Origin of the sequence: Microbacterium pullorum, assembly GCF_014836535.1 — a bacterium.
In the GTDB taxonomy this organism is placed as follows: Bacteria; Actinomycetota; Actinomycetes; order Actinomycetales; family Microbacteriaceae; genus Microbacterium; species Microbacterium pullorum.
Window position 1 is genome coordinate 298,935 of sequence record NZ_JACSQP010000002.1, and the last position, 20,616, is coordinate 319,550.

The 20,616-nt window shown below is 70.9% G+C and carries 18 protein-coding genes; 12 read left to right on the forward strand and 6 right to left on the reverse strand.

The genetic code is table 11. The features are described from left to right. The first annotated feature begins 9 nt into the window (after positions 1-9). From nadA to H9651_RS04080, 5 genes are read left to right on the forward strand one after another with little or no spacing between them, the layout of a single operon-like run. The gene (gene nadA / locus H9651_RS04060) at positions 10-1,350 is read left to right on the forward strand and encodes a quinolinate synthase NadA (protein ID WP_191717812.1); all 1,341 of its coding nucleotides are present in this window, start codon (positions 10-12) and stop codon (positions 1,348-1,350) included. Next, the gene (gene nadB, locus H9651_RS04065) at positions 1,347-2,939 is read left to right on the forward strand and encodes an L-aspartate oxidase (RefSeq protein ID WP_191717813.1); all 1,593 of its coding nucleotides are present in this window, start codon (positions 1,347-1,349) and stop codon (positions 2,937-2,939) included. Before nadA ends, nadB begins: the two co-directional genes overlap by 4 nt. Next, positions 2,939-3,793 carry a carboxylating nicotinate-nucleotide diphosphorylase gene (nadC, locus tag H9651_RS04070; RefSeq protein ID WP_191717814.1) on the forward strand — a complete coding sequence of 285 codons (855 nt, stop codon included), beginning with the start codon at positions 2,939-2,941 and terminating at the stop codon, positions 3,791-3,793. Before nadB ends, nadC begins: the two co-directional genes overlap by 1 nt. Before the next feature lie 7 nt (positions 3,794-3,800). Next, positions 3,801-4,943: a cysteine desulfurase family protein gene (locus tag H9651_RS04075; protein WP_191717979.1), complete on the forward strand. Its 1,143-nt coding sequence runs from the start codon at positions 3,801-3,803 to the stop codon at positions 4,941-4,943. Further along, on the forward strand, positions 4,940-5,896 hold the full coding sequence (locus tag H9651_RS04080) for a glycosyltransferase family 2 protein (RefSeq protein WP_191717815.1): 957 nt from the start codon (positions 4,940-4,942) through the stop codon (positions 5,894-5,896). Before H9651_RS04075 ends, H9651_RS04080 begins: the two co-directional genes overlap by 4 nt. Here the strand turns inward: H9651_RS04080 and H9651_RS04085 are convergent. Continuing rightward, on the reverse strand, positions 5,861-7,798 hold the full coding sequence (locus tag H9651_RS04085; protein ID WP_191717980.1) for an ABC transporter ATP-binding protein: 1,938 nt from the start codon (positions 7,796-7,798) through the stop codon (positions 5,861-5,863). The genes H9651_RS04080 and H9651_RS04085 overlap by 36 nt on opposite strands. A gap of 48 nt (positions 7,799-7,846) precedes the next feature. On the opposite strand from H9651_RS04085, the gene H9651_RS04090 reads away from it, so the two are divergent. The 4 genes from H9651_RS04090 (at position 7,847) to adhP (ending at position 11,573) form a co-directional block, all read left to right on the forward strand. Beyond that, complete coding sequence (locus H9651_RS04090; protein WP_191717816.1) at positions 7,847-8,029, forward strand: hypothetical protein; 183 nt, start codon at positions 7,847-7,849, stop codon at positions 8,027-8,029. A 37-nt stretch (positions 8,030-8,066) separates the two neighbouring features. Then, positions 8,067-9,560, forward strand: a complete 1,494-nt coding sequence (locus tag H9651_RS04095) for an MDR family MFS transporter (protein WP_191717817.1) — start codon at positions 8,067-8,069, stop codon at positions 9,558-9,560. 251 nt (positions 9,561-9,811) lie between these two features. After that, positions 9,812-10,360, forward strand: a complete 549-nt coding sequence (locus H9651_RS04100) for a type 1 glutamine amidotransferase domain-containing protein (protein ID WP_191717818.1) — start codon at positions 9,812-9,814, stop codon at positions 10,358-10,360. Between the two features lie 193 nt (positions 10,361-10,553). After that, positions 10,554-11,573, forward strand: coding sequence for an alcohol dehydrogenase AdhP (gene adhP, locus H9651_RS04105; RefSeq protein WP_191717981.1), 1,020 nt, complete (start codon positions 10,554-10,556; stop codon positions 11,571-11,573). 41 nt (positions 11,574-11,614) lie between these two features. On the opposite strand, the gene H9651_RS04110 is transcribed toward adhP, so the two are convergent. Further along, entirely contained in the window at positions 11,615-12,832 is a 1,218-nt protein-coding gene (locus H9651_RS04110) for a trans-sulfuration enzyme family protein (RefSeq protein ID WP_191717819.1), read from the reverse strand. A 112-nt stretch (positions 12,833-12,944) separates the two neighbouring features. Here H9651_RS04110 and H9651_RS04115 point away from each other — a divergent pair, with 112 nt between their 5' ends. Beyond that, on the forward strand, positions 12,945-13,430 hold the full coding sequence (locus tag H9651_RS04115; RefSeq protein WP_191717820.1) for an Lrp/AsnC family transcriptional regulator: 486 nt from the start codon (positions 12,945-12,947) through the stop codon (positions 13,428-13,430). A 6-nt stretch (positions 13,431-13,436) separates the two neighbouring features. On the opposite strand, the gene H9651_RS04120 is transcribed toward H9651_RS04115, so the two are convergent. The 4 genes from H9651_RS04120 to H9651_RS04135 form a co-directional block, all read right to left on the reverse strand. Then, positions 13,437-13,766 (reverse strand): metal-sensitive transcriptional regulator, encoded by a 330-nt coding sequence (locus H9651_RS04120; protein WP_191717821.1) that lies wholly within the window; start codon positions 13,764-13,766, stop codon positions 13,437-13,439. Next, positions 13,763-16,057 carry a heavy metal translocating P-type ATPase gene (locus H9651_RS04125; RefSeq protein ID WP_191717822.1) on the reverse strand — a complete coding sequence of 765 codons (2,295 nt, stop codon included), beginning with the start codon at positions 16,055-16,057 and terminating at the stop codon, positions 13,763-13,765. The genes H9651_RS04120 and H9651_RS04125 overlap by 4 nt, the downstream gene beginning before the upstream one ends. Before the next feature lie 13 nt (positions 16,058-16,070). Then, the gene (locus H9651_RS04130; RefSeq protein ID WP_191717823.1) at positions 16,071-16,280 is read right to left on the reverse strand and encodes a heavy-metal-associated domain-containing protein; all 210 of its coding nucleotides are present in this window, start codon (positions 16,278-16,280) and stop codon (positions 16,071-16,073) included. A gap of 212 nt (positions 16,281-16,492) precedes the next feature. Continuing rightward, entirely contained in the window at positions 16,493-18,202 is a 1,710-nt protein-coding gene (locus tag H9651_RS04135) for a long-chain-fatty-acid--CoA ligase (RefSeq protein ID WP_191717824.1), read from the reverse strand. A 241-nt stretch (positions 18,203-18,443) separates the two neighbouring features. Between H9651_RS04135 and ctaD the strand changes: the two genes are divergently transcribed. Both ctaD and H9651_RS04145 read left to right on the forward strand, forming a co-directional pair. Further along, a complete protein-coding gene (ctaD, locus tag H9651_RS04140; protein ID WP_225216323.1) occupies positions 18,444-20,138 on the forward strand; it encodes an aa3-type cytochrome oxidase subunit I in 1,695 nt (564 codons plus the stop codon). A 126-nt stretch (positions 20,139-20,264) separates the two neighbouring features. Beyond that, the gene (locus H9651_RS04145; protein ID WP_191717826.1) at positions 20,265-20,612 is read left to right on the forward strand and encodes a LysR family transcriptional regulator; all 348 of its coding nucleotides are present in this window, start codon (positions 20,265-20,267) and stop codon (positions 20,610-20,612) included. The last annotated feature ends 4 nt before the right edge of the window (positions 20,613-20,616 follow it).

The window sequence follows — 20,616 nt, forward strand, 5'->3', positions numbered from 1 at the left end:
GACACAGCCATGACCACCACACCCCTGACGCTCCGCCCCGGCCGTCCGCCCGCAGACCCCAGCGTCGACCACGAGATCCAGGCGATCGTCGCCGGCGCGGCCGCCGGGTCCACCTGCACGACCGACCTCGCCGCCGGCCCCTGGACGTTCGACACCCGCCCCGGGTACGGCCCCGGCGCGTCGATGGGCGACGTCATCCCCACCGGCTCCCCCCGCCAGGGAGAATTGCCGCAGCGCTACCGTGACGCGCCCGACGAAGAGCTGCACGACCGCATCCGGGCAGCCAAGGCGACCCTCGGCGACCGCGTCGTCGTGCTCGGCCACTTCTACCAGCGCGAAGAGGTCGTCCGCCATGCCGACTATGTCGGCGACTCGTTCCAGCTCGCCGGCGCGGCCGCGTCCCGCCCCGAGGCGGAGGCGATCGTCTTCTGCGGCGTGCACTTCATGGCCGAGACCGCCGACCTCCTCTCGGGGCCCGATCAGGCCGTCATCCTCCCCAACCTCGCCGCCGGCTGCTCCATGGCCGACATGGCCGACATCGACCAGGTCGAGGAGTGCTGGGAGCAGCTGGCGGAGCTGTTCGGCGACATGGACGCGCCCGACGCCGACGGCCTCGTCCCCGTCGTGCCGGTGACCTACATGAACTCCTCCGCCGCGATCAAGGGGTTCGTCGGCCGCCACGGCGGCATCGTGTGCACCTCCTCCAACGCCCGCACGGTGCTGGAGTGGGCGTTCGCGCGCGGGCGCCGCGTGCTGTTCTTCCCCGATCAGCACCTCGGCCGCAACACCGCCAAGGCCATGGGCGTGCCGCTCGAGCGCATGCCCATGTGGAACCCCACCAAGGCGTGGGGCGGGACCGATGCCGCAACGCTCGAGGACAGCCGCGTGATCCTCTGGCACGGCTTCTGCTCGGTGCACCGCCGGTTCACGGTCGACCAGATCGACAAGGCCCGCGCCGAGCACCCCGGGGTGCGCGTCATCGTGCACCCGGAGTGCCCCATGGCCGTCGTCGACGCCGCCGACGAATCGGGCTCGACCGACTACATCCGCAAGGCGATCGAGGCGGCCGACGAGCCCACCACGTTCGCGATCGGCACCGAGATCAACCTCGTGCGGCGCCTCGCCGCCCAGCATCCGCAGCACGAGATCTTCTGCCTCGACCCCGTTGTCTGCCCGTGCTCGACGATGTACCGCATCCACCCGGGCTACCTCGCGTGGGTGCTCGAGGAGCTCGTCGCCGGCCGCGTGGTCAACCGCATCACGGTGCCCCAGGACGTCGCCGAGCCCGGCCGGGTCGCCCTCGAGCGCATGCTGGCTGCCAAGCCTCCCGCCGCCGGGGCGCAGAAGTGACCAGCGTCGTGGTCGTCGGCTCCGGCATCGCCGGGCTCGCCGCGGCCCTGCACGCCGCCGCCGACGGCTGCCGCGTGACGGTGGTCACCAAAGACACCCTCGGCCTGGCCAACACCCGCTTCGCGCAGGGTGGCATCGCCGGGGTGCTCTTCGCCGACGACAGCGTCGACGCCCACGTGCGCGACACGCTCGCCGCCGGTGCGGGGCTGGCCGACCCCGCCGCGGTGCGGGTGCTCGCCACCGAGGGCCCCGAGCGTATCCGCGAGCTCGTGGCGCTCGGGGTCGGCTTCGACCGCGACGCCGACGGGGTGTTCGTGAAGGGCCTGGAGGCGGCGCACTCGTACCCCCGCGTCGTGCACGCCGGTGGCGACGCGACCGGGCTCGAGATCGAGCGGGCCCTCGTCGCCCGGGTGCGCGCAGCCGACATCGCGGTGATCGAGCACGCGTTCCTCGCCGATCTCGTGGGCAGCGCCCGGCGCGTCACGGGCGTCGACCTCGTGCGCGATCACCACCTCACGCCCACCGCGGTGCGTCTCGAAGCCGACGCGGTCGTGCTCGCCACCGGCGGCATCGGCCGGCTCTACGCGCACACCACCAATCCGCCCGCCGCCACCGGCGACGGCATCGCCGCGGCACTGCGCATCGGGGCGGCCGTCAGCGACCTCGAGTTCGTGCAGTTCCATCCCACGGTGCTCGCCGGGGGCGACGGCTTTCTGGTATCCGAAGCGGTCCGCGGCGAGGGTGCGACGCTCGTCGATGAGAACGGCCGCCGGTTCGCCTTCGACGCGCACCCCGACGGCGAACTCGCCCCGCGCGACGTCGTCGCCCGGGCGATCGTGGCGCGAATGGCCGCGCAGGACGGGCGGCCGGTCTTCCTGGATGCCACCGGGGTGCGCCCCACCCCGGAGGCCACCGCCGCATTCCTCGCGGCGCGATTCCCCACGATCGACGCCGCCGTGCGCGCCCGCGGCGGGGACTGGGCGCGCGAGCGCATCGCGGTGACCCCCGCCGCGCACTACCTGATGGGCGGCGTCGACACCGACCTGTACGGCCGCACGAGTGTGCCCGGACTCTACGCCGTGGGCGAGGCCGCCCGTACCGGCGTGCACGGTGCCAACCGCCTGGCATCCAACTCGCTGCTGGAGGGGGCTGTGTTCGGGGCCCGTGCGGGCGACGCCGTCGCCGGCGACGCGCGTGGCTCCTGGCCTGCGAGTGCGCCCGCGGCGCCCGCACAGCCCACCCGCGCGCCGGCGACCGACGCCGCGGCCGTGGCCGTGCGCGAGCCGTTCTCGCGCGCCGCACTGCAGCGGACGATGTGGGCGGATGCCGGGGTGCAGCGCGACGCCGTCGGGCTCTCCCGCGCCGCGGCATCCCTCGCCGCATGGCACGCCACCGCCCCCGCGCCGGTCACCGTCACCGAGCGTGAGGATCAGAACCTGCTGCTCGTCGCCGAGCGCCTCGTCGCCGCCGCCCTCGCCCGCGAGGAATCGGTCGGCGCGCACTTCCGGTGCGACGCCGCGCGCTTCCGGTGCGACGCCGCGCCCGACTCCCCCGCGTCCCGGGACCCCGCCTTCGAAGGAGCCGCCTGATGCTCACCCGCACCACCATCGACCGCACCGTGCAGGCGGCCCTCGACGAGGATGCCCCCTGGGGCGACCTCACGAGCGAGAGCCTCATCGTCCCCACCGCCGCCGCCCGCGCCGAACTCATCGCCCGCGAAGACGGCCTCTTCTCGGGCGGAGAGGTGTTCGAGGCCGCATTCCGGCTCACCGATCCGCGCTGCGACGTCGTGCTGCTCGTCGACGACGGCGAGATGTTCCGCACCGGCGACACGCTCGCCGTCGTCAGCGGTCCCGCCCGCGCCGTGCTCACCGCCGAGCGCGTGGGGCTCAACTTCGTGCAGCGCATGAGCGGCATCGCGACCCTCACCGCCCGCTACGTCGCCGAGGTCGCCCACACCGGCGCCCGCATCGCCGACACCCGCAAGACGACGCCGGGGCTGCGCGCCTTCGAGCGCCACGCGGTGCGCAACGGCGGCGGCCACAACCACCGCTTCTCGCTGTCGGACGCCGTCATGGTCAAGGACAACCACCTCGCCGTGCTCACCCGCAAGGGCGTGTCCGTGACGGCGGCACTGCAGGGGGCGATCGCGCAGCTGCCCCATACGACGCACGTCGAGGTCGAGGTCGACCGGCTCGATCAGATCGATGCGGTCCTCGCGGCGGACGTCGGCACGATCATGCTCGACAACTTCACGCTCGACCAGTTGCGCGCCGGCGTCGAGGCCGTCGCCGGACGCGCGACGATCGAGGCATCCGGCGGGGTGACTCTCGACACGGTGCGGGCGATCGCCGAGACCGGCGTGGATGTGATCTCGGTCGGCGCGCTCACCCACTCCGCACGGGCTCTCGACCTGGGCCTGGACGTCAGCGTCGAGGGCTGACATGGCGCTGCTGTACCTCGACCACGCCGCGACGACGCCGGTGCGCCCGGAGGTGCTGGCGGCGATGCTGCCGCTGCTCACCGAGGCGTACGGCAACCCGTCGAGTCACCACACCATCGGCGAACAGGCCGCGGGTGTGCTCTCCGACGCCCGCACGCGGGTGGCGCGCGTGCTGGGGATGCGCGCCGGCGACGTCGTGTTCACTGCCGGCGGCACCGAGGCGAACAACCTCGCGATCAAGGGCATCGCCTTGGCGGCGCGCGCCGCCGAGCCGGCGAAGAACCAGGTGATCACCACCCCGATCGAGCACGAATCCGTGCTCGCATCGTGCGACCACCTGCGACGCCTGCACGGCTTCGACGTGACGCTGGTGGATGTGGATGCCACCGGCCGTGTCGACCCGCGCGCGCTCGCCGCCGCGATCGGACCGCAGACCGCGGTGGTCTCGATCGGCCACGCCAACAACGAGGTGGGGACCGTGCAGGATGCCGTCGCGCTCGCCGCCGTGTGCGCGGAGCACCGTGTGCCGCTGCACCTCGATGCCGTGCAGACCGCGGGCTGGCTGGCGCTGTCGGGCACCGGCGCCGACGCGATCTCGCTCGCCGGCCACAAGATCGGCGCTCCGAAGGGCATCGGCGTGCTCGCGGTGCGCGGCCGCATCCCGCTCGAGCCTCTCGTGCACGGCGGCGGGCAGGAGCGTGGCCGCCGCAGCGGCACCGAGAACGTCGCCGGTGCGGTGGGGCTCGCCCTCGCCCTCGAACTCGCCGAAGCCGAACGGGCGGCGGCCGCGACGCGCGTCACCGCGATGCGCGACGCCTTCGTCGCCGCGGTGCTCGGCGCCGTTTCCACCGCCCGCCTCACCGGGCACCGGGTGCAGCGCCTTCCCGGCACCGCGAGCTTCACCTTCGCCGGAACGAGTGGCGAGGCGGTGCTGCTGCAGCTCGAACGTCGCGGCGTTGTCACCTCCAGCGGTTCGGCGTGCGCCGCCGGCAGTGACCAACCGTCGCATGTGCTGGTGGCGATGGGGGTGCCCGCCGACGTCGCCCGCACCGCCGTGCGCTTCACGTTCGGCCATGCCCTCGCCGTCGACCCGGGCGCCCTGGCAGCGGCGGTCGCCGCGGCCGTCGCGGCGGTACGATCGGGCACGTGAACGCAGCGATCACGATCATCGTGCCCGGCTTCGACGTGGCCGACTACGCTGCCGAAGCCCTCGACTCGCTGCGCGCGCAGACCCGTGGCGATTGGATGGCGATCCTCGTCGACGATGCATCGACCGATGCGACCGGGGCGCTGTTCACCGCGGCTGCGGCACGCGACCCGCGGTTCCGGGTCGTCCGCCACGCCGAGCGGCGCGGCCTCAGCAGCGCTCGCAACACCGGCCTCGACCTGGTGGAGACGCCCTACCTCGGGTTCCTCGACGCCGACGACGTGCTCACCCCCACGGCGTTGGAACGCCTCGCAGGGGCGCTGGATGAGACCGGCAGCGACTTCGCCGTCGGCGCGTACGTGCGGCTGCGTCCGGATGCCACCGGCGGGTACGCCGTCGGCGACGTGCAGCCGTGGGTCGCGGCGGCCACCGAGCCGGGCCGCCGTCGCACGACGATCGATGAGCACCCCGATGCCTCGGGCAACATCGTCGCGTGGTCCAAACTCAGCCGCATCGATTTCTGGCGCCGCGCGGGGCTGCGCTTCCCCGACGGTCGCCTCTACGAGGACCAGGTGGTCGCGCAGCAGATGTACAGCCGCGCGCGCCGCTTCGACGTCGTGCCCGACGTCGTCGTGCACTGGCGCGAGCGGGCCGACGGCTCGTCGATCACACAGGGCAAGAGCGCGCTGCCGGTACTGCGGGAGTACCTCGCCGCGATGGTGGGTGGGCTCGACGTGCTCGAGCACGCCGGCCACGCCGCGGCAGTGCGCTCCCGCGTGCGGCTGATCCTGACGATGGACCTGCCGCCGTTGGTCGACCTCGCCCGCATTCACCCCGACGACGCCTACCGGCGCGCACTCGGGGCCTTCGCCCGCGAGGTGTGGGCCCGCGGCGGCGCGCACAGCGACCTCGATGAGCGCTCAGCGCGTGCCGTGGCCGCCGCGCTGCTGTTCTGACCCGTCGCCGGCGTCGAGGGCAGCCTCGGTCTGGAGCACCCGGCTCGCGGCCACCTGCTCCTCGGCGAGCTTGGCGTACAACCCGTCGGCCAGGAGCAGCTCGGTGTGCGTGCCCGACTCCACGATGCGCCCCGCCTCGACGACGTGGATGACATCGGCGCCGATCACCGTCGACAGGCGGTGCGCCACCGACAGCGTCGTGCGGCCGTGGGAGGCGGCATCGAGGGCTTCCTGCACCACCCGCTCCGACACCGTGTCCAGTGCCGAGGTGGCCTCGTCCAGCAGCAGCACCGGCGGGTCCTTCAGCAGTACGCGGGCGATCGCGATGCGTTGCTTCTCGCCGCCGGAGAGCCGGTAGCCGCGCTCGCCCACGATCGTGTCGTAGCCGTCACGGAAGCTCATCACGACGTGGTGGATGTTGGCGGCGACGCACGCCGCGACGAGCTCGTCGTCGGTCGCGTCGGGCTTGGCGTAGCGCAGATTCTCGCGGACCGTGGCGTGGAAGAGGTAGGTCTCCTGTGACACGATCCCCACCCGGTCGATGAGCGACGCGTGCCGCAGCCCCCGCACGTCCTCCCCGGCGAACAGCACGCTGCCGCCGGAGGCCTCGTACAGCCGGGGGGCGAGGTAGAGCACGGTGGTCTTGCCCGCACCGGACGGGCCGACGAAGGCGACATGCTGGCCGGGTTCGGCGACGAACGAGACACCGTCGAGGGTGGGGCGGGCGTCGGGGGCGGCATCCGGGTAGCGGAAGACGACGTCGCGCAACTCCACCCGGCCGAGCGGGCCGGGCGCGTCGGCGACGTCGATCGCGTCGGGGGCGTCGCTGATGGCGGGCACGAGGTCGAGGTACTCGAAGATGCGCGCGAACAGCGCCGCGGAGGTCTGCAGGTCCAGCGCCACGCGCATGAGCGAGGTCAACGGCATCAGCAGTCGAGCCTGCACGGTGGTGAACGCCACGATCGTGCCGGCGGTGATGTCGGGACTGCCACCGACGATGAGGTAGCCGGCGACGAGGTAGATGACGGCCGGGACGCTCGCCATCAGCACCTGCACGACGGCGAAGAAGCCCTGCCCGCTCATCGCGCGGCGCACCTGCAGCACGACCTGGTTGGCATTCTCGGCGCGGTAGCGGGAGGACTCGGTGCGCTGCCGATTGAACGACTTCGACAGCAGGACGCCGGACACGCTCAGGGTCTCCTGCGTGATGGCGGTGAGTTCCGAGAGCGACTCCTGGGTCTCCGCGGCGATGCGGGCGCGCAGCTGGCCGATCCTGCGCTGCACGAGAACGAGCGCCGGCATGAGCACGACGGCGATGATCGTGAGCCGCCAGTCGATGATGATCATCGCCACGAGCGAGGCGACGACGGTGACCGCATTGCCGAGGATGCTCGTGACGGTGTTGGTGAGCACCCCCGCGACCCCACCCACGTCGTTCTGCAGGCGCGACTGGATGACACCGGTCTTGGTGCGCGTGAAGAACGCCAGTTCCATCGCCTGCAGATGGTCGAACAGCCGCACCCGCAGGTCGCCGGTCACCCTGTTCCCCACCGTCGCCGTGAGCCATGTCTGCACCACACCTACGCCGGCGGAGGCGAGGAACAGGCCGATCATGAGCGCCACGAGCCGCAGCAGCAGCGCAAGGTCGGGGGCACCGCCGGGCGGGAACAGGGCATCGTCGAAGATCCGCTGCACCAGCAGCGGCGGCACGACGCCGAGCGCCGCGCCGACGATGACGAGCAGCCCTGTGACGGCGATGCGTGCGCGGTACGGACGGAACAGCGCCGTGACGCGGCGGCCGAGCCCGGGGATGCGCGGCGCCTGGGCGTTGAGCTTGCGCTGGGCGGTCTCGTCGACGCCACGGAAGCCGCCGCGCGGACCGCCGCCGCCTCCCCCGCCCATGCTCATCGTTTCAGCCTACGACCCGTGCGCGAGGACTAGGGTGTCGGCATGACCAGCACCCCCGATGACGACCGGGCCGCCCTCGACGACCTGCGCGCGGAGATCGATGCGCTGCAGAAGATCCCCGAAGAGGAACTCGTGAACCCCTCTCCTTCCCAGCTCGACGAAGACGCTCCCGAGCCGACCCCCACCGACGCCCCCGGCTCCGAGGACTGGAACGACACCGAGTAGCCGCCCACCCGGCGGCCGTAACCGCAACGAGGTGACCATGGCCGCAACGCACACATCGACCGGGACCGGCCGGGTCGCACGGCGTGCCTCCGGGGTCTCCGCCGAGGCCGAGCGTGTCATCTGGCTGCTGCTCGCCGCCGCATTCGTCGCCATCCTCAACGAGACCACGATGGGTGTGGCGATCCCGCACCTCATCGTCGATCTCGGCATCACCGCCGTCGCTGCGCAATGGCTGACGACCGCGTTCATGCTGACCATGGCCGTCGTCATCCCCACCACGGGCTTCCTGCTGCAGCGTCTCACCACGCGGGCGGTGTTCATCACGGCGATGGGGCTGTTCTCCGCCGGCACCGCCGTCGCCCTCGTCGCACCGGGCTTCCCGGTGCTGCTGGCGGGCCGGGTCATCCAGGCATCCGGCACCGCCATCATGATGCCGCTGCTGATGACGACCCTGATGACCGTGGTTCCCGCCGCGCACCGGGGACGCATGATGGGGCGCGTGTCGGTCGTGATCTCGCTCGCGCCCGCCATCGGACCCACCATGTCGGGGTTCCTCCTCGACACCCTCTCGTGGCGCTGGATCTTCGCCATCGTGCTGCCCATCGCGCTGATCGCCCTCGGTGTCGGGGCACGCTGGATCCACAATCTCGGCGAGCCACGGCACGCGCCGCTCGACGTGCTGTCGGTGGTGCTCTCGGCCCTCGGGTTCGGCGGCGTGGTGTTCGGGCTCAGTCAGCTCGGTGGCGGCCACGGCGGCGACGCCGCGGCCGCGCTGTCGACCACGACGCTGGTGGTGTCCCTCAGCATCGGCGCGGTCTCGCTCGGCCTCTTCGTCTGGCGGCAGCTGCGCCTGCAGCGCGTCGACGACGCCCTGTTGGACCTGCGGGTCTTCCGCTTCCGCAACTTCTCGCTGTCGGTGGGCCACCTCACCTTCATGTCGATGGCCTTCTTCGGCACCCTCACCGTGCTGCCGCTGTACACCCAGGGTGTGCTCGGCCTCACCGCACTGCAGTCGGGCCTCGTGGTGCTGCCCGGGGCCCTCGCGATGGGTCTGGCCGGCCCCCTCATCGGGCGCGTCTACGACAGATGGGGCACGCGGGTGCTGCTCATCCCCGGCAGCACCCTGGTGGTGGCCATCCTGTGGCTGTTCACCGGCCTCACCGAGAGCACACCGGTGTGGCTGCTGGTCATCGCCCAGACGGCGCTCTCGCTCGGACTGGCGATGTCGTTCACCCCGCTGCTCACCTCGTCACTGGGCTCGCTCCCGCCGCGGCTGTACTCGCACGGCAGCGCGGTGGTGACGACGATTCAGCAGGTGTCGGGGGCCGCGGGCATCGCCGTTCTCATCACGACGCTGTCGTCGGCATCGACGGCGGCGGTGGATGCCGGTGCGGGGGCGGCCGCTGCGGGCGCCGCAGGCACACGCGCGGCGTTCCTCGTGGCGGCGATCATCTCGCTGCCGCTGCTGGTGGGTGCGGCACTGATCCGCAAACCCGCCGACGCTCCCGCGGAGCTGCCGGCGGGGCACTGAGTCAGGTCAGTTGCAGCCGCAGCCACCACAGGCGCAGGCGTTGTCCTGCGGGGCGGCGAGCAGGTTCTTGTCGTCGCCGACGGGCTGGAGGGGCTGGGTGACGGACGGGTTCGAGGTGGTCATGGCTCCATGCTAGCCGCGCGTTAGGTCAGCGGGCCGCGACGCGCAACCCCCCGCCGCCCCACGCGGCGATTGTCTACCGTGGTCATACCCGGGCCACCCCCGGACCCCACCGACGAGAGGACGACGAGATGACCGACATCACCGGCAAGCGCGTGGCGTTCCTGCTGACCGACGGTTTCGAAGACAGCGAGCTGACTTCCCCCTGGCAGGCGGTGACCGACGCCGGCGCCACGGCGGTGCTGGTCTCCCCCGTGGACGGGAGCGTGAGCGGCAAGAACGGTCACGAGCAGACGGTCGACCTGGCCGTTGCCTCGGCCGACGCCTCTCAGTTCGACGCGCTGGTCCTTCCCGGCGGCGTCGTGAACGCCGACAACCTGCGCATGGACGACACCGCGGTGTCGTTCGCGCGTGATTTCTTCGCGCAGCACAAGCCCGTGGGCGTGATCTGCCACGGCGCGTGGATCCTCGCCGACGCCGATGTGCTCAATGACCGCACGATCACGAGCTACCCGAGCCTGAAGACCGATCTGCGCAACGCCGGAGCGAACTGGGTCGACGAGGAGGTCGTGGTCGATGCGGGCCTCGTGTCGAGCCGCACGCCCGACGACCTGCCCGCATTCAACGCGAAGGTGGTCGAGGAGATCGCCGAGGGGGCGCACGCCGACCAGACGGTGTGACCACCGGCAACGACACCAGGCGGCGACCCGAGCGGGCGTCGCCTGGTGTCGTTGCGCCTCTTGCTGTGGTCTGACCACGTCGCTAACATGGCTTCCGAGGGACGGCGCCCGTCCGTCCGCAAGGAAGTGACCTGTCATGAACACGATGGCGAACGCGGCCGAGACGGACCGCGGACTCGTCCCGGGCGGCGTCATGCGCGCCGCCGTCGTCACCGCCCCCGACCAGCCGCTGGCGGTGAAGGAAGTCCCGATCCCCACCCCCGGGCCTGGTCAGGCCCTGGTGCGGGTGATCACCAGTGGCGTCTGCCACACCGACCTGCACGCTGCCCGCGGCGACTGGCCGGTCCCCCCGAAGTCCGACCTCATCCCCGGCCACGAGGGCTACGGTGAGGTCGTCGCCCTCGGCGAAGGCGTCACGACGCTCGCCGTCGGCGACAAGGTCGGCAACGCGTGGCTGTGGAGCGCGTGCGGCGTGTGCGAGTTCTGCCGCACCGGCTGGGAGACCCTGTGCCCCGAACAGCACAACGGCGGCTACTCGGTCGACGGCAGCTTCGGCGAGTACATGCTCGTCGACGAGCGGTTCGCCGCCCGCATCCCCGACGGGGTGGACCCCGATGAGGTCGCGCCGATCCTGTGCGCCGGCGTCACGGTCTACAAGGGCCTGAAGATGACCGAGGTGAAGCCGGGCGAGTGGGTCGTCATCTCCGGCATCGGCGGGCTCGGCCACGTGGCCGTGCAGTACGCCCGCGCCATGGGCATGCGCGTCGCCGCCGTCGACATCGACGACGACAAGCTGTTCCTTGCCCGCCGTCACGGCGCCGAGATCACCGTCAACGCGGCCAAGACCGACCCCATCGCCGAGATCCAGGAGCGCATCGGCGGTGCGCACGGTGTGCTGGTCACGGCCGTGCACCCGCAGGCGTTCGCCCAGGGCACCGGCATGAGCCGCCGCGGCGGCACCGTGGTGTTCGTCGGCCTCCCCCCGGGGAAGTTCCCCGCCGACATCTTCGACACCGTGCTGCGGGCCATCACGATCCGCGGCTCGATCGTCGGAACCCGTCAGGACATGGTCGAGGCGCTGGACTTCTTCGCCCGCGGCGAGATCCACCCGACGGTGTCGGTCGAGCGACTCGAAGACATCAACGACATCTTCGAGCGCATGGAGCAGGGCAAGATCGAGGGGCGCATCGTCATGCGCTACCCGCAGCCCTGATCAACTGAATCAGCATCGCCGACTGCCGGTGTGGGCCTCGCTCACACCGGCAGTCGCATCTCACGCGTCTCAGGGTTCGAGGCCACGACAGCAGACAGCGCGGCATCGAGATCGGCCCGCAGGTCATCGATATCCTCGAGTCCCACCGACAGCCGCAGCAGCGCGGCGGACGGCCGCGCCTGCGCCGCCACCGGCCGGTGGGTGAGGGCGGCGGGATGCTGGATGAGCGAATCCACGCCCCCGAGCGACACGGCGTGCGTGAACAGCCGCACCGCGCCCGCGACGGCCGATGCCGCGGCATAGCCCCCGCGCAGTTCGACGGCGATCATCGCGCCGCCGCCGCTCAGCTGACGCGTCAGCAGCCCGCGCGGGTCGCCGTGCAGGCCCGGGTAGTGCATCCGCGAGACCGCGGGATGCGTGTCGAGCCACGCCGCCAGCTTCTCCGCCGTCTGCTGCTGGGCGCGCATGCGCACCGGCAGCGTGGCGAGACCCCGGTGCATGAGGTAGGCGCCGAGCGGATGCAGCAGCGCGCCGGTGATGGCGCGCACGCGCCGCAGCGCCTCGGCGGTCTCCTCCGAGCACGCGATGACGCCGGCCATCGCATCGCCGTGTCCGCCCAGATACTTCGTGCCGCTGTGCAGCGACATCGCCGCACCCAGCGCCAGCGGCCGCTGCAGCACGGGCGTGGCGAAGGTGTTGTCCACGAGCACGGGCACACCGGCGGAGTCTGCGACGACCGCCGCGATGTCGACGAGTTCGAGGGTGGGATTGGCGGGGGTCTCGAGCACGACCAGGCCGGTGTCGGGGCGCAGCGACCCCGCCACCTCGGCCTCTGAGCAGAACGTCACCTCGTTGCCCAGCAGGCCGCTCGCCAGCAGGTGGTCGGTGCCGCCGTACAGCGGACGCACCGCGACGATGTGGGGCCGGCCGACCGCTTGTGTGTGCGCGAGGATCGCCGCCGTGGTCGCGGCCATGCCCGACGCGAAGGCGACCGCCGCCTCGGCGCCTTCCAGCAGCGCGAGCGCCGCTTCGAACCGCGCGACGGTCGGGTTCCACAGTCGCGCGTAGACCATGCTGCCGTCGTCGGTCGGGCGCCCGCCGGTGGCGAGGGTCTCGTAGCTGTCGCCGCCACGCTCGACGTCGGGCAGGGGGTTGGTCGTCGACAGGTCGATCGGGGCTGCATGCACGCCCAGGGCGGCGAAGTCCTCACGTCCGGCGTGGACCGCCACCGTATCGGGATGCCAGTTCTCAGAGTTCATGGCCCCATGATGCGCGAATCGCAGGCTTCTGGGCTGATGTCCGCACGCTACGCTGACCACAGCCCTGGATGCCGTGTTTCGTGCGGCATCCACCCCTCTCGGAGGCACTGTCTTGGCCAGATCACAACCCGATGTCGGTGAGGTCGACGACGTCGATCTCGCGATCCTCGCGGTGCTGACCGCGCGCGCGGACATCACCAACAAGGCGCTGGCCGAGCGACTGCACCTCGCGGAGTCCACGTGCGCGCACCGCGTACGGGTGCTGCGCCGGCGCGGCCTCATCATCGACACGCGGGCCCGGGTGGACATCGCCGCCCTCGGCTTTCCGCTGCGCGCGGTGGTGAACGTGCGCCTGGGCAGCCACACCAAGGCCGGGGTGACGCAGCTGTTCCAGGCGCTCACCCAGATCCCCGGGGTGATCGAGGTCTTCCACGTGGCCGGCGAGGACGACTTCGTGCTGCACGTGGCTGCCGCCGATGCTCATGCCCTGCGCGACCTCGTGCTCGAGCACATCACCGTGCACCCGAGTGTGCGCTCCACCGAGACGCACCTCGTCTTCGACCGGCGCGACGGTGTCGGGGTGCTGCCTGCGGGCTGACCCGCGTCAGGAACGCACGAGACGCGCGATGGCTGCCGTGGCCTCGGCGATCTTGATATCCGCTTCGTCGCCCCCGAGGCGCGCCGCGTCCACGACGCAGTGCTTCAGGTGATCGTCGAGGAGCCCCACCGCCACCGAGTTCAGCGCGCTGGTGAGCGCACTGATCTGCGTGAGGATGTCGATGCAGTACTTCTCGTCGTCGATCATCTTGTGCACGCCCCTGGCCTGCCCCTCGATGCGCTTGAGACGGTTGAGGTACTTGTCCTTGTCGGTGATGTAGCCGTGCGTGTGTCCGTGCGCGTCGTGCGCGTCGTGCGCGTCGTCTGCGGTCGTCATGACACCCGGTCCCTTCGGTGCGAGGTGCTCGTGGTGGCCACGAGAGGTTGGAAGCGGCGCAGCCGCAGGCTGTTGCCCACGACGAAGACACTCGAGAAGGCCATCGCGGCGCCGGCGATCATGGGGTTCAGCAGACCCAATGCTGCGAGCGGGATGGCAGCCACATTGTAGGCGAAGGCCCAGAACAGGTTCGTCTTGATCGTGCGCAGCGTCTTGCGCGACAGCCGCACCGCGTCGGCGGCGGCACGCAGGTCGCCGCGGACGAGAGTGATGTCGGCCGCCTCGATCGCGGCATCCGTGCCGGTGCCCATCGCCATGCCGAGGTCTGCCTGCGCCAGCGCCGCGGCGTCGTTGACGCCGTCGCCGACCATCGCGACGACCCTGCCCTCGGACTGCAGCCGGGCCACGACGGCGACCTTGTCGGCGGGCATGACCTCGGCGAACACCTGGTCGATGCCGACCTCGGCGGCGATGTGCGCGGCGACGGCCTGGCTGTCGCCGGTGAGCAGCACCGGCGTGAGCCCGAGGCGGCGCAGCTGCGCGACGGCGGCGACGCTGGTGGGCTTGGGGCGGTCGGCCACGACGATCGCGCCGCGGGCCTTGCCATCCCAGGCCACGAGCACCGCGGTCTGCCCGCGCTGCGCCGCGGCCTCCAGAGCCGTCTGCACACCCTCGTCCGGGTGCAGCGCCCAGTCGGCGAGATGTGCGGCGCGGCCGACGATCACCGCGTGCCCGTCGACGACACCGCTCACGCCCTTGCCCGCAGTGCTGCGGAAATCGGCGACCGCCGCGAGCGGGCCGGTGCGGTCGACGGCGGCCTGGGCGATCGCGGTGCCGATCGGATGCTCGCTGGCGTGCTCGACCGCACCTGCCAGCCGCAGCACCCGGTCGGGGTCCTCACCCTCGGCGGCGGAGACGCCGACCACGCTCATACGACCGGTCGTGACGGTACCGGTCTTGTCGAGCACGATCGTGTCGACGCGGCGCGTGGACTCGAGCACCTCGGGTCCTTTGATGAGCACACCCAGCTGCGCTCCGCGGCCGGTGCCCACCAGCAGCGCCGTGGGCGTGGCGAGCCCGAGCGCGCACGGGCAGGCGATGATCAGCACCGCGACGGTGGCGGTGAACGCCGCGCTCAGCGGTGCTCCGGCGATGATCCAGCCGGCGAGCGTGCCGAGCGCGATGACGATGACGATGGGGACGAAGACGCCGGAGATACGGTCGGCGAGACGCTGCACCTCGGCCTTGCCGGACTGCGCCTGCTCGACCAGCCTGGCCATCTGCGCGAGCTGGGTGTCGGCGCCCACCCGGGTGGCGCGCACCACGAGCCGGCCACCGGCGTTGACGGTCGCGCCCGTGACGGCATCCCCCGGCGCAACCTCGACCGGCAGCGACTCACCGGTCAGCAGCGACTCGTCCACCGCCGAGGCGCCGGAGACCACGACGCCGTCCGTGGCGATCTTCTCGCCCGGGCGCACGACGAACTCGTCCCCCACCCGAAGTTCCGCGACCGGCACGCGGGTCTCGATGCCCTCGCGCAGCACGACGACGTCCTTGGCGCCGAGGTGCAGCAGCGCACGCAGCGCCGCGCCCGCGCGCCGCTTGGCGCGCTTCTCGACGTAGCGGCCGGCAAGCACGAACATCGTCACGCCCGCCGCGACCTCGAGGTAGATCTGGCCACTGGCGTCGGCGGTGCCGATCGTGAACGAGAACGGGTGGGTCATGCCGGTCATCCCGGCGGTGCCGAAGAACAACGCATACAACGACCACAGCAGCGCCGCCCCGGTGCCCATGCTCACCAGGGTGTCCATCGTGGCCGCGCCGTGGCGCAGGTTGATGGCCGCCGCGCGGTGGAACGGCCACGCACCCCACACCACGACGGGCGCGGCGAGTGCGAGAGAGAGCCACTGCCAGTTCGGGAACTGCAGCGCCGGGATCATCGACATCAGGATCACCGGCACCGACAGCACGATGGAGCCGATCAGGCGCTGACGCAGCGAACGCAGCTCCGGGTCGTCGGCTTCGGCGTCGGAGTCCGTCGCGGACGACTCGGCGTCGGGCAGGACGGGCAGCGCGGCGGTGTATCCGGTCGCCTCGATCTCGGCGATGACGGCGGCGGCGTCGAGATCGCGGGGCACGGTGACCTGCGCCTTCTCGGTGGCGTAGTTCACCGTCGCCGAGACGCCGTCCATGCGATTGAGCTTCTTCTCGATGCGCGCGGCGCACGACGAGCACGTCATGCCGCCGATCTCGAATTCGAAGCGCGCCTGGTCTGCGCCGATGCTGCTCATGGCTCTCCCCGATTCAGACGCGGGCGGCGGTGTAGCCGGCCTCGTCGACGGCTGCGATGACGTCGTCATCGGCCAGCGGCGCGGCCGAGGTCACGACGAGGCGACCTTCCGCGGCGCTGACCTCCACGCCCTCCACCCCGGCGATCTTCGACACCTCGCCTCGCACGGCGGCCTCGCAGTGGCCGCACGACATGCCGGTGACCTGGTACTCATTCGTCATCATGAGAATGTCCTCGCTCTTCGTTGTCCCGAATACCCCCGAGGGGTACACTCATCGTAGCAACGGGATACCACCCCAGGGTATTCCTGGACCTACCAGAACGAGACCGTACGGTCAATGCTCTTTCGACGGAAAACCACCTGCGTAGGGTGGAATCAGATGTGAAAAGGCCCCGGTTGAGGCGACGACGTTCGGGTCGTCGTCGCCTCCCGGCTTCACTTCGTCGACGTGGTCGCGAGAATCTGTTCGCGCACCTCGCGGCGCATCACCTTACCGATGAGCGAGCGGGGCAGATCGTCCATCTGCACGATGCGCTTGGGCACCTTGTACGCGGCGAGCCGGCTGCGGCAGTAGTCGCGCAGCCCCTCGGGTTCGAGGGTCGCGCCCGAGCGCAGCACGACGGCAGCGGCGACGTCCTCACCGCCGTGCGAGCGCGGCAGCGCGACGACGGCGGCATCGTCGATGTCGGGGTGCGAGCGCAGGGTGTCCTCGACTTCGGTGGGCGACACGTTGAAGCCGCCGGTGATGATGAGCTCCTTCAGCCGGTCGACGATCGTCACGAACCCGTCGGGTGAGACCGAGGCGATGTCACCTGTGCGCAGCCAGCCGTCGGCGAGCAACGTCTCGGCCGTCTCCGCCGGTCGCCGCCAGTACCCCTGGAAGACCTGCGGGCCGCGCACGAGCAGTTCGCCGGTCTCCCCCAGCGGCCGGTCGACCGTGGGGTCGGCAGGGTCGACGACCCGGATTTCGGTGCTCGGGAACGGGACGCCCACGGTCCCCGGGCGCCGCGACGGCCCCATGGGGTTGCCGATGGCGATCGGGGAGCTTTCGGTCATGCCGTAGCCCTCGACGAGCAGTCCGCCCGTCGCTTCCTCCCACCGGCGCACCGTCCCTACCGGCAGGCTCATGGCGCCGGAGATCGAGAAGCGCACCTTCGACAGATCCATCGTCTTGCGGGCGGCGGCGCGGGCGAGCTGCTCGTAGATCGGCGGCACCGCCGGCAGGAAGGTGGGCGGGCTCTTGCGGGCGGCCTCGGCCGCGAGGCCCACGTCGAACTTCGGGAACAGCACGAGCTTCGCCCCCAGGCTCATCGCCGTGGTGAGGCACAGCGTCATCCCGTAGGCGTGGAACAACGGCAGGATCCCGTAGAAGGTCTCCTCGCCCTCGACGAGGCCCGGCACCCACGCGGCGCCCTGCATCGCGTTGGCCTGCAGATTGCTGTGGCTCAGCATCGCGCCCTTGGGGCTGCCGGTGGTGCCGCTGGTGTACTGCAGCACCGCGATGTCCTCCAGCGTCGGCCCGGGCACCCGCGAGGAGAGTCGGCCGCGGTCCAGCAGCTTCCGCCACGCGAGGGGATGCCGCAGCTTCGGCGTGCCGGTGAGCGCTGCCCGCGATTCGCGTGCCTTCGCAATGGGCAGGCGCAACGCCAGGCGCTTCGCGGTGGGCAGCGCCTCGGTCATGTCCACGCTGATGATGCGCGCGGGGCGCACGTCGGAGGGGAAGTCGGCGACGGTGTCGACCATCTTGTCCCACACGATCGCGACCTGCGCGCCATGGTCCTCGAACTGATGCCGCAGCTCACGGGCGGTGTAGAGGGGATTGTGCTCGATGACGATCGCCCCGAGCCGCAGCACCGCGTAGAACGCCACGACGTGCTGTGGGCAGTTGGGCAGCACGATCGCCACTCGGTCGCCCTTGCTGACGCCGAGTCGGCGCAGTCCCTCGGCGGCGCGTTGGATCTGGTCGCCGAGCTGCGCGTATGTGGTCGTGGCGCCGAAGAATTCCAGCGCGGGTCGGCGGCCGAACGCCTTCACGGTCGCGGTGATCATCTCGGGCAGCGTCTGGGTGGGCGACTCGATCTCGGCGGGCACCCCCTCCGCATAGGCGGCTAGCCACGGGCGCGACTGGAAGGGGTTGGTCGACATACGTCTATCTTGCCCCCGAGGTGCCGCCGGAACGCTCGGCTGACAGCCAGGTAAACCCCCGGTTATACTCCGGCATCCGCATCGATGCAATCGGGTGTTGTGATACGGCGAACCTGGCCTACGGTTCTCGCACCGTGAGCAGTGTCGCTTCTGGGAAGGAATGACGGTGTCGCAATCCGCTCCCTCCACGGTCACCGGGAACCGGCCGCCGAACGAACTTCCGCCGCGCCAGGCGGCGCTGATGTCGCAGACGCGCGTGCAGGCGAAGGGCAATCTGCTGGTGCGGTGGCTGACCTCCACCGACCACAAGACCATCGGCTACATGTACATCATCGCCTCCATGCTGTTCTTTCTCCTGGGCGGGGTGATGGCGCTGGTCATCCGCGCCGAGCTGTTCGAGCCCGGCATGCAGGTGGTGCCGACGAAGGAGCAGTACAACCAGCTGTTCACGATGCACGGCACGATCATGCTGCTGTTGTTCGCGACCCCGCTGTTCGCGGGGTTCGCCAATGCGATCATGCCGCTGCAGATCGGTGCCCCCGATGTCGCGTTCCCCAGGCTGAACGCCCTGTCCTTCTGGCTCTTCCTCTTCGGGTCGCTGATCGCGCTGTCGGGTTTTCTTACCCCGCAGGGTGCGGCCGCGTTCGGCTGGACCGCGTATCAGCCCTTGGCCGGCGCGACGTTCTCGCCGGGCGTGGGCGGGAATCTCTGGATGCTGGGCCTCGGCATGAGCGGTTTCGGCACGATCCTCGGCTCGGTCAACTTCATCACCACCATCATCACGATGCGCGCGCCCGGAATGACGATGTGGCGCATGCCGATCTTCTCGTGGAACACGCTCGTCACGAGCATCCTCGTGATCATGGCGTTCCCCGTGCTGGCCGCCGCCCTGTTCTCGGCCGGCGCCGACCGGATCCTCGGGGCGCACATCTTCGATCCGCAGAACGGCGGCGTGCTGCTGTGGCAGCACCTGTTCTGGTTCTTCGGCCACCCCGAGGTGTACATCATCGCGCTGCCGTTCTTCGGCATCATCTCCGAGATCATCCCGGCGTTCAGCCGCAAGCCGATCTTCGGTTACAAGACACTGGTCTACGCCACCATCGCGATCGCGGCGCTCTCGGTGGCCGTCTGGGCGCACCACATGTACGTCACCGGTGCCGTGCTGCTGCCCTTCTTCGCCTTGATGACGATGCTCATCGCAGTGCCGACGGGAGTGAAGATCTTCAACTGGATCGGCACGATGTGGCGCGGGTCGATCACCTTCGAAACGCCCATGGTGTGGGCGCTCGGCTTTCTCGTGACCTTCGTCTTCGGCGGACTGACGGGCGTGATCCTCGCCTCGCCGCCGCTGGACTTCCAGATCTCCGACACCTATTTCGTGGTCGCGCACTTCCACTACGTCGTGTTCGGCACCGTGGTGTTCGCGATGTTCGCCGGGTTCTACTTCTGGTGGCCCAAGTGGACCGGGCGGATGCTGAACGAGCGCCTGGGCTACGTGCACTTCTGGATGCTGTTCATCGGGTTCCACATGACCTTCCTCGTGCAGCACTGGCTGGGCGTGGAGGGCATGCCTCGCCGCTACGCGGAGTACTCGGCGCTCGACGGCTTCACGTGGCAGAACCAGATCTCCACCGCGGGCGCCATGCTGCTCGGGGCGTCCATGCTGCCCTTCCTGTTCAACGTGTGGATCACCGCGCGGAGTGCGCCGACGATCACCGTCAACGATCCCTGGGGGTACGGCGGCTCGCTGGAGTGGGCGACCAGCTGCCCGCCGCCTCGCCACAACTTCACCACCATCCCCCGCATCCGCAGTGAGCGCCCCGCGTTCGACCTGAACCACCCCGAGGTGGGCATCCCGGTGGGGGTCGGGCCCGCGACGGATGCACCCGACGCTCCCGTCGTCGATGTGGGGACCGGCGAAGTCAAGACCGACTGAGCGGGGCACCTGGATCGCGAAGCCCGCGAGCACCAGGACGCCGGCGATGATTTCGGTCGTCCCGAGCGCTGTGGGGCGCCTGCGACAATGGACGGGGACTTCCGACGTCGCCGTGAAAGGCTCCCCGTGAACATCACCCAGCTCGAGCGCTTCGTCGCGGTGGCCGAGCAGCTGCATTTCCCTCGCGCAGCCGAGACGCTCGGCATCCCGCTGGCCTCGCTGTACACCACGATCGACAAGCTCGAGGCCGAGGTGGGCCATGCCCTGTTCGCCCGCGACAGCAACGGCACCCGGCTGACCCCGCCCGGTGAGCTGCTGCTGGCCGAGGCGCGCGAACGCATCGCCACCGCCCCCGCACCCGCCGCCAAGCCCACCGTTCCGGCGGGAGGCAAGGCGAAGGCGTCCAAGGGCAAGGGCCGCGCGCCCGTGGTCAAGGGTCAGCCGAAGCCGTACAAGAAGCGCCAGGGTCGCTGAGCGG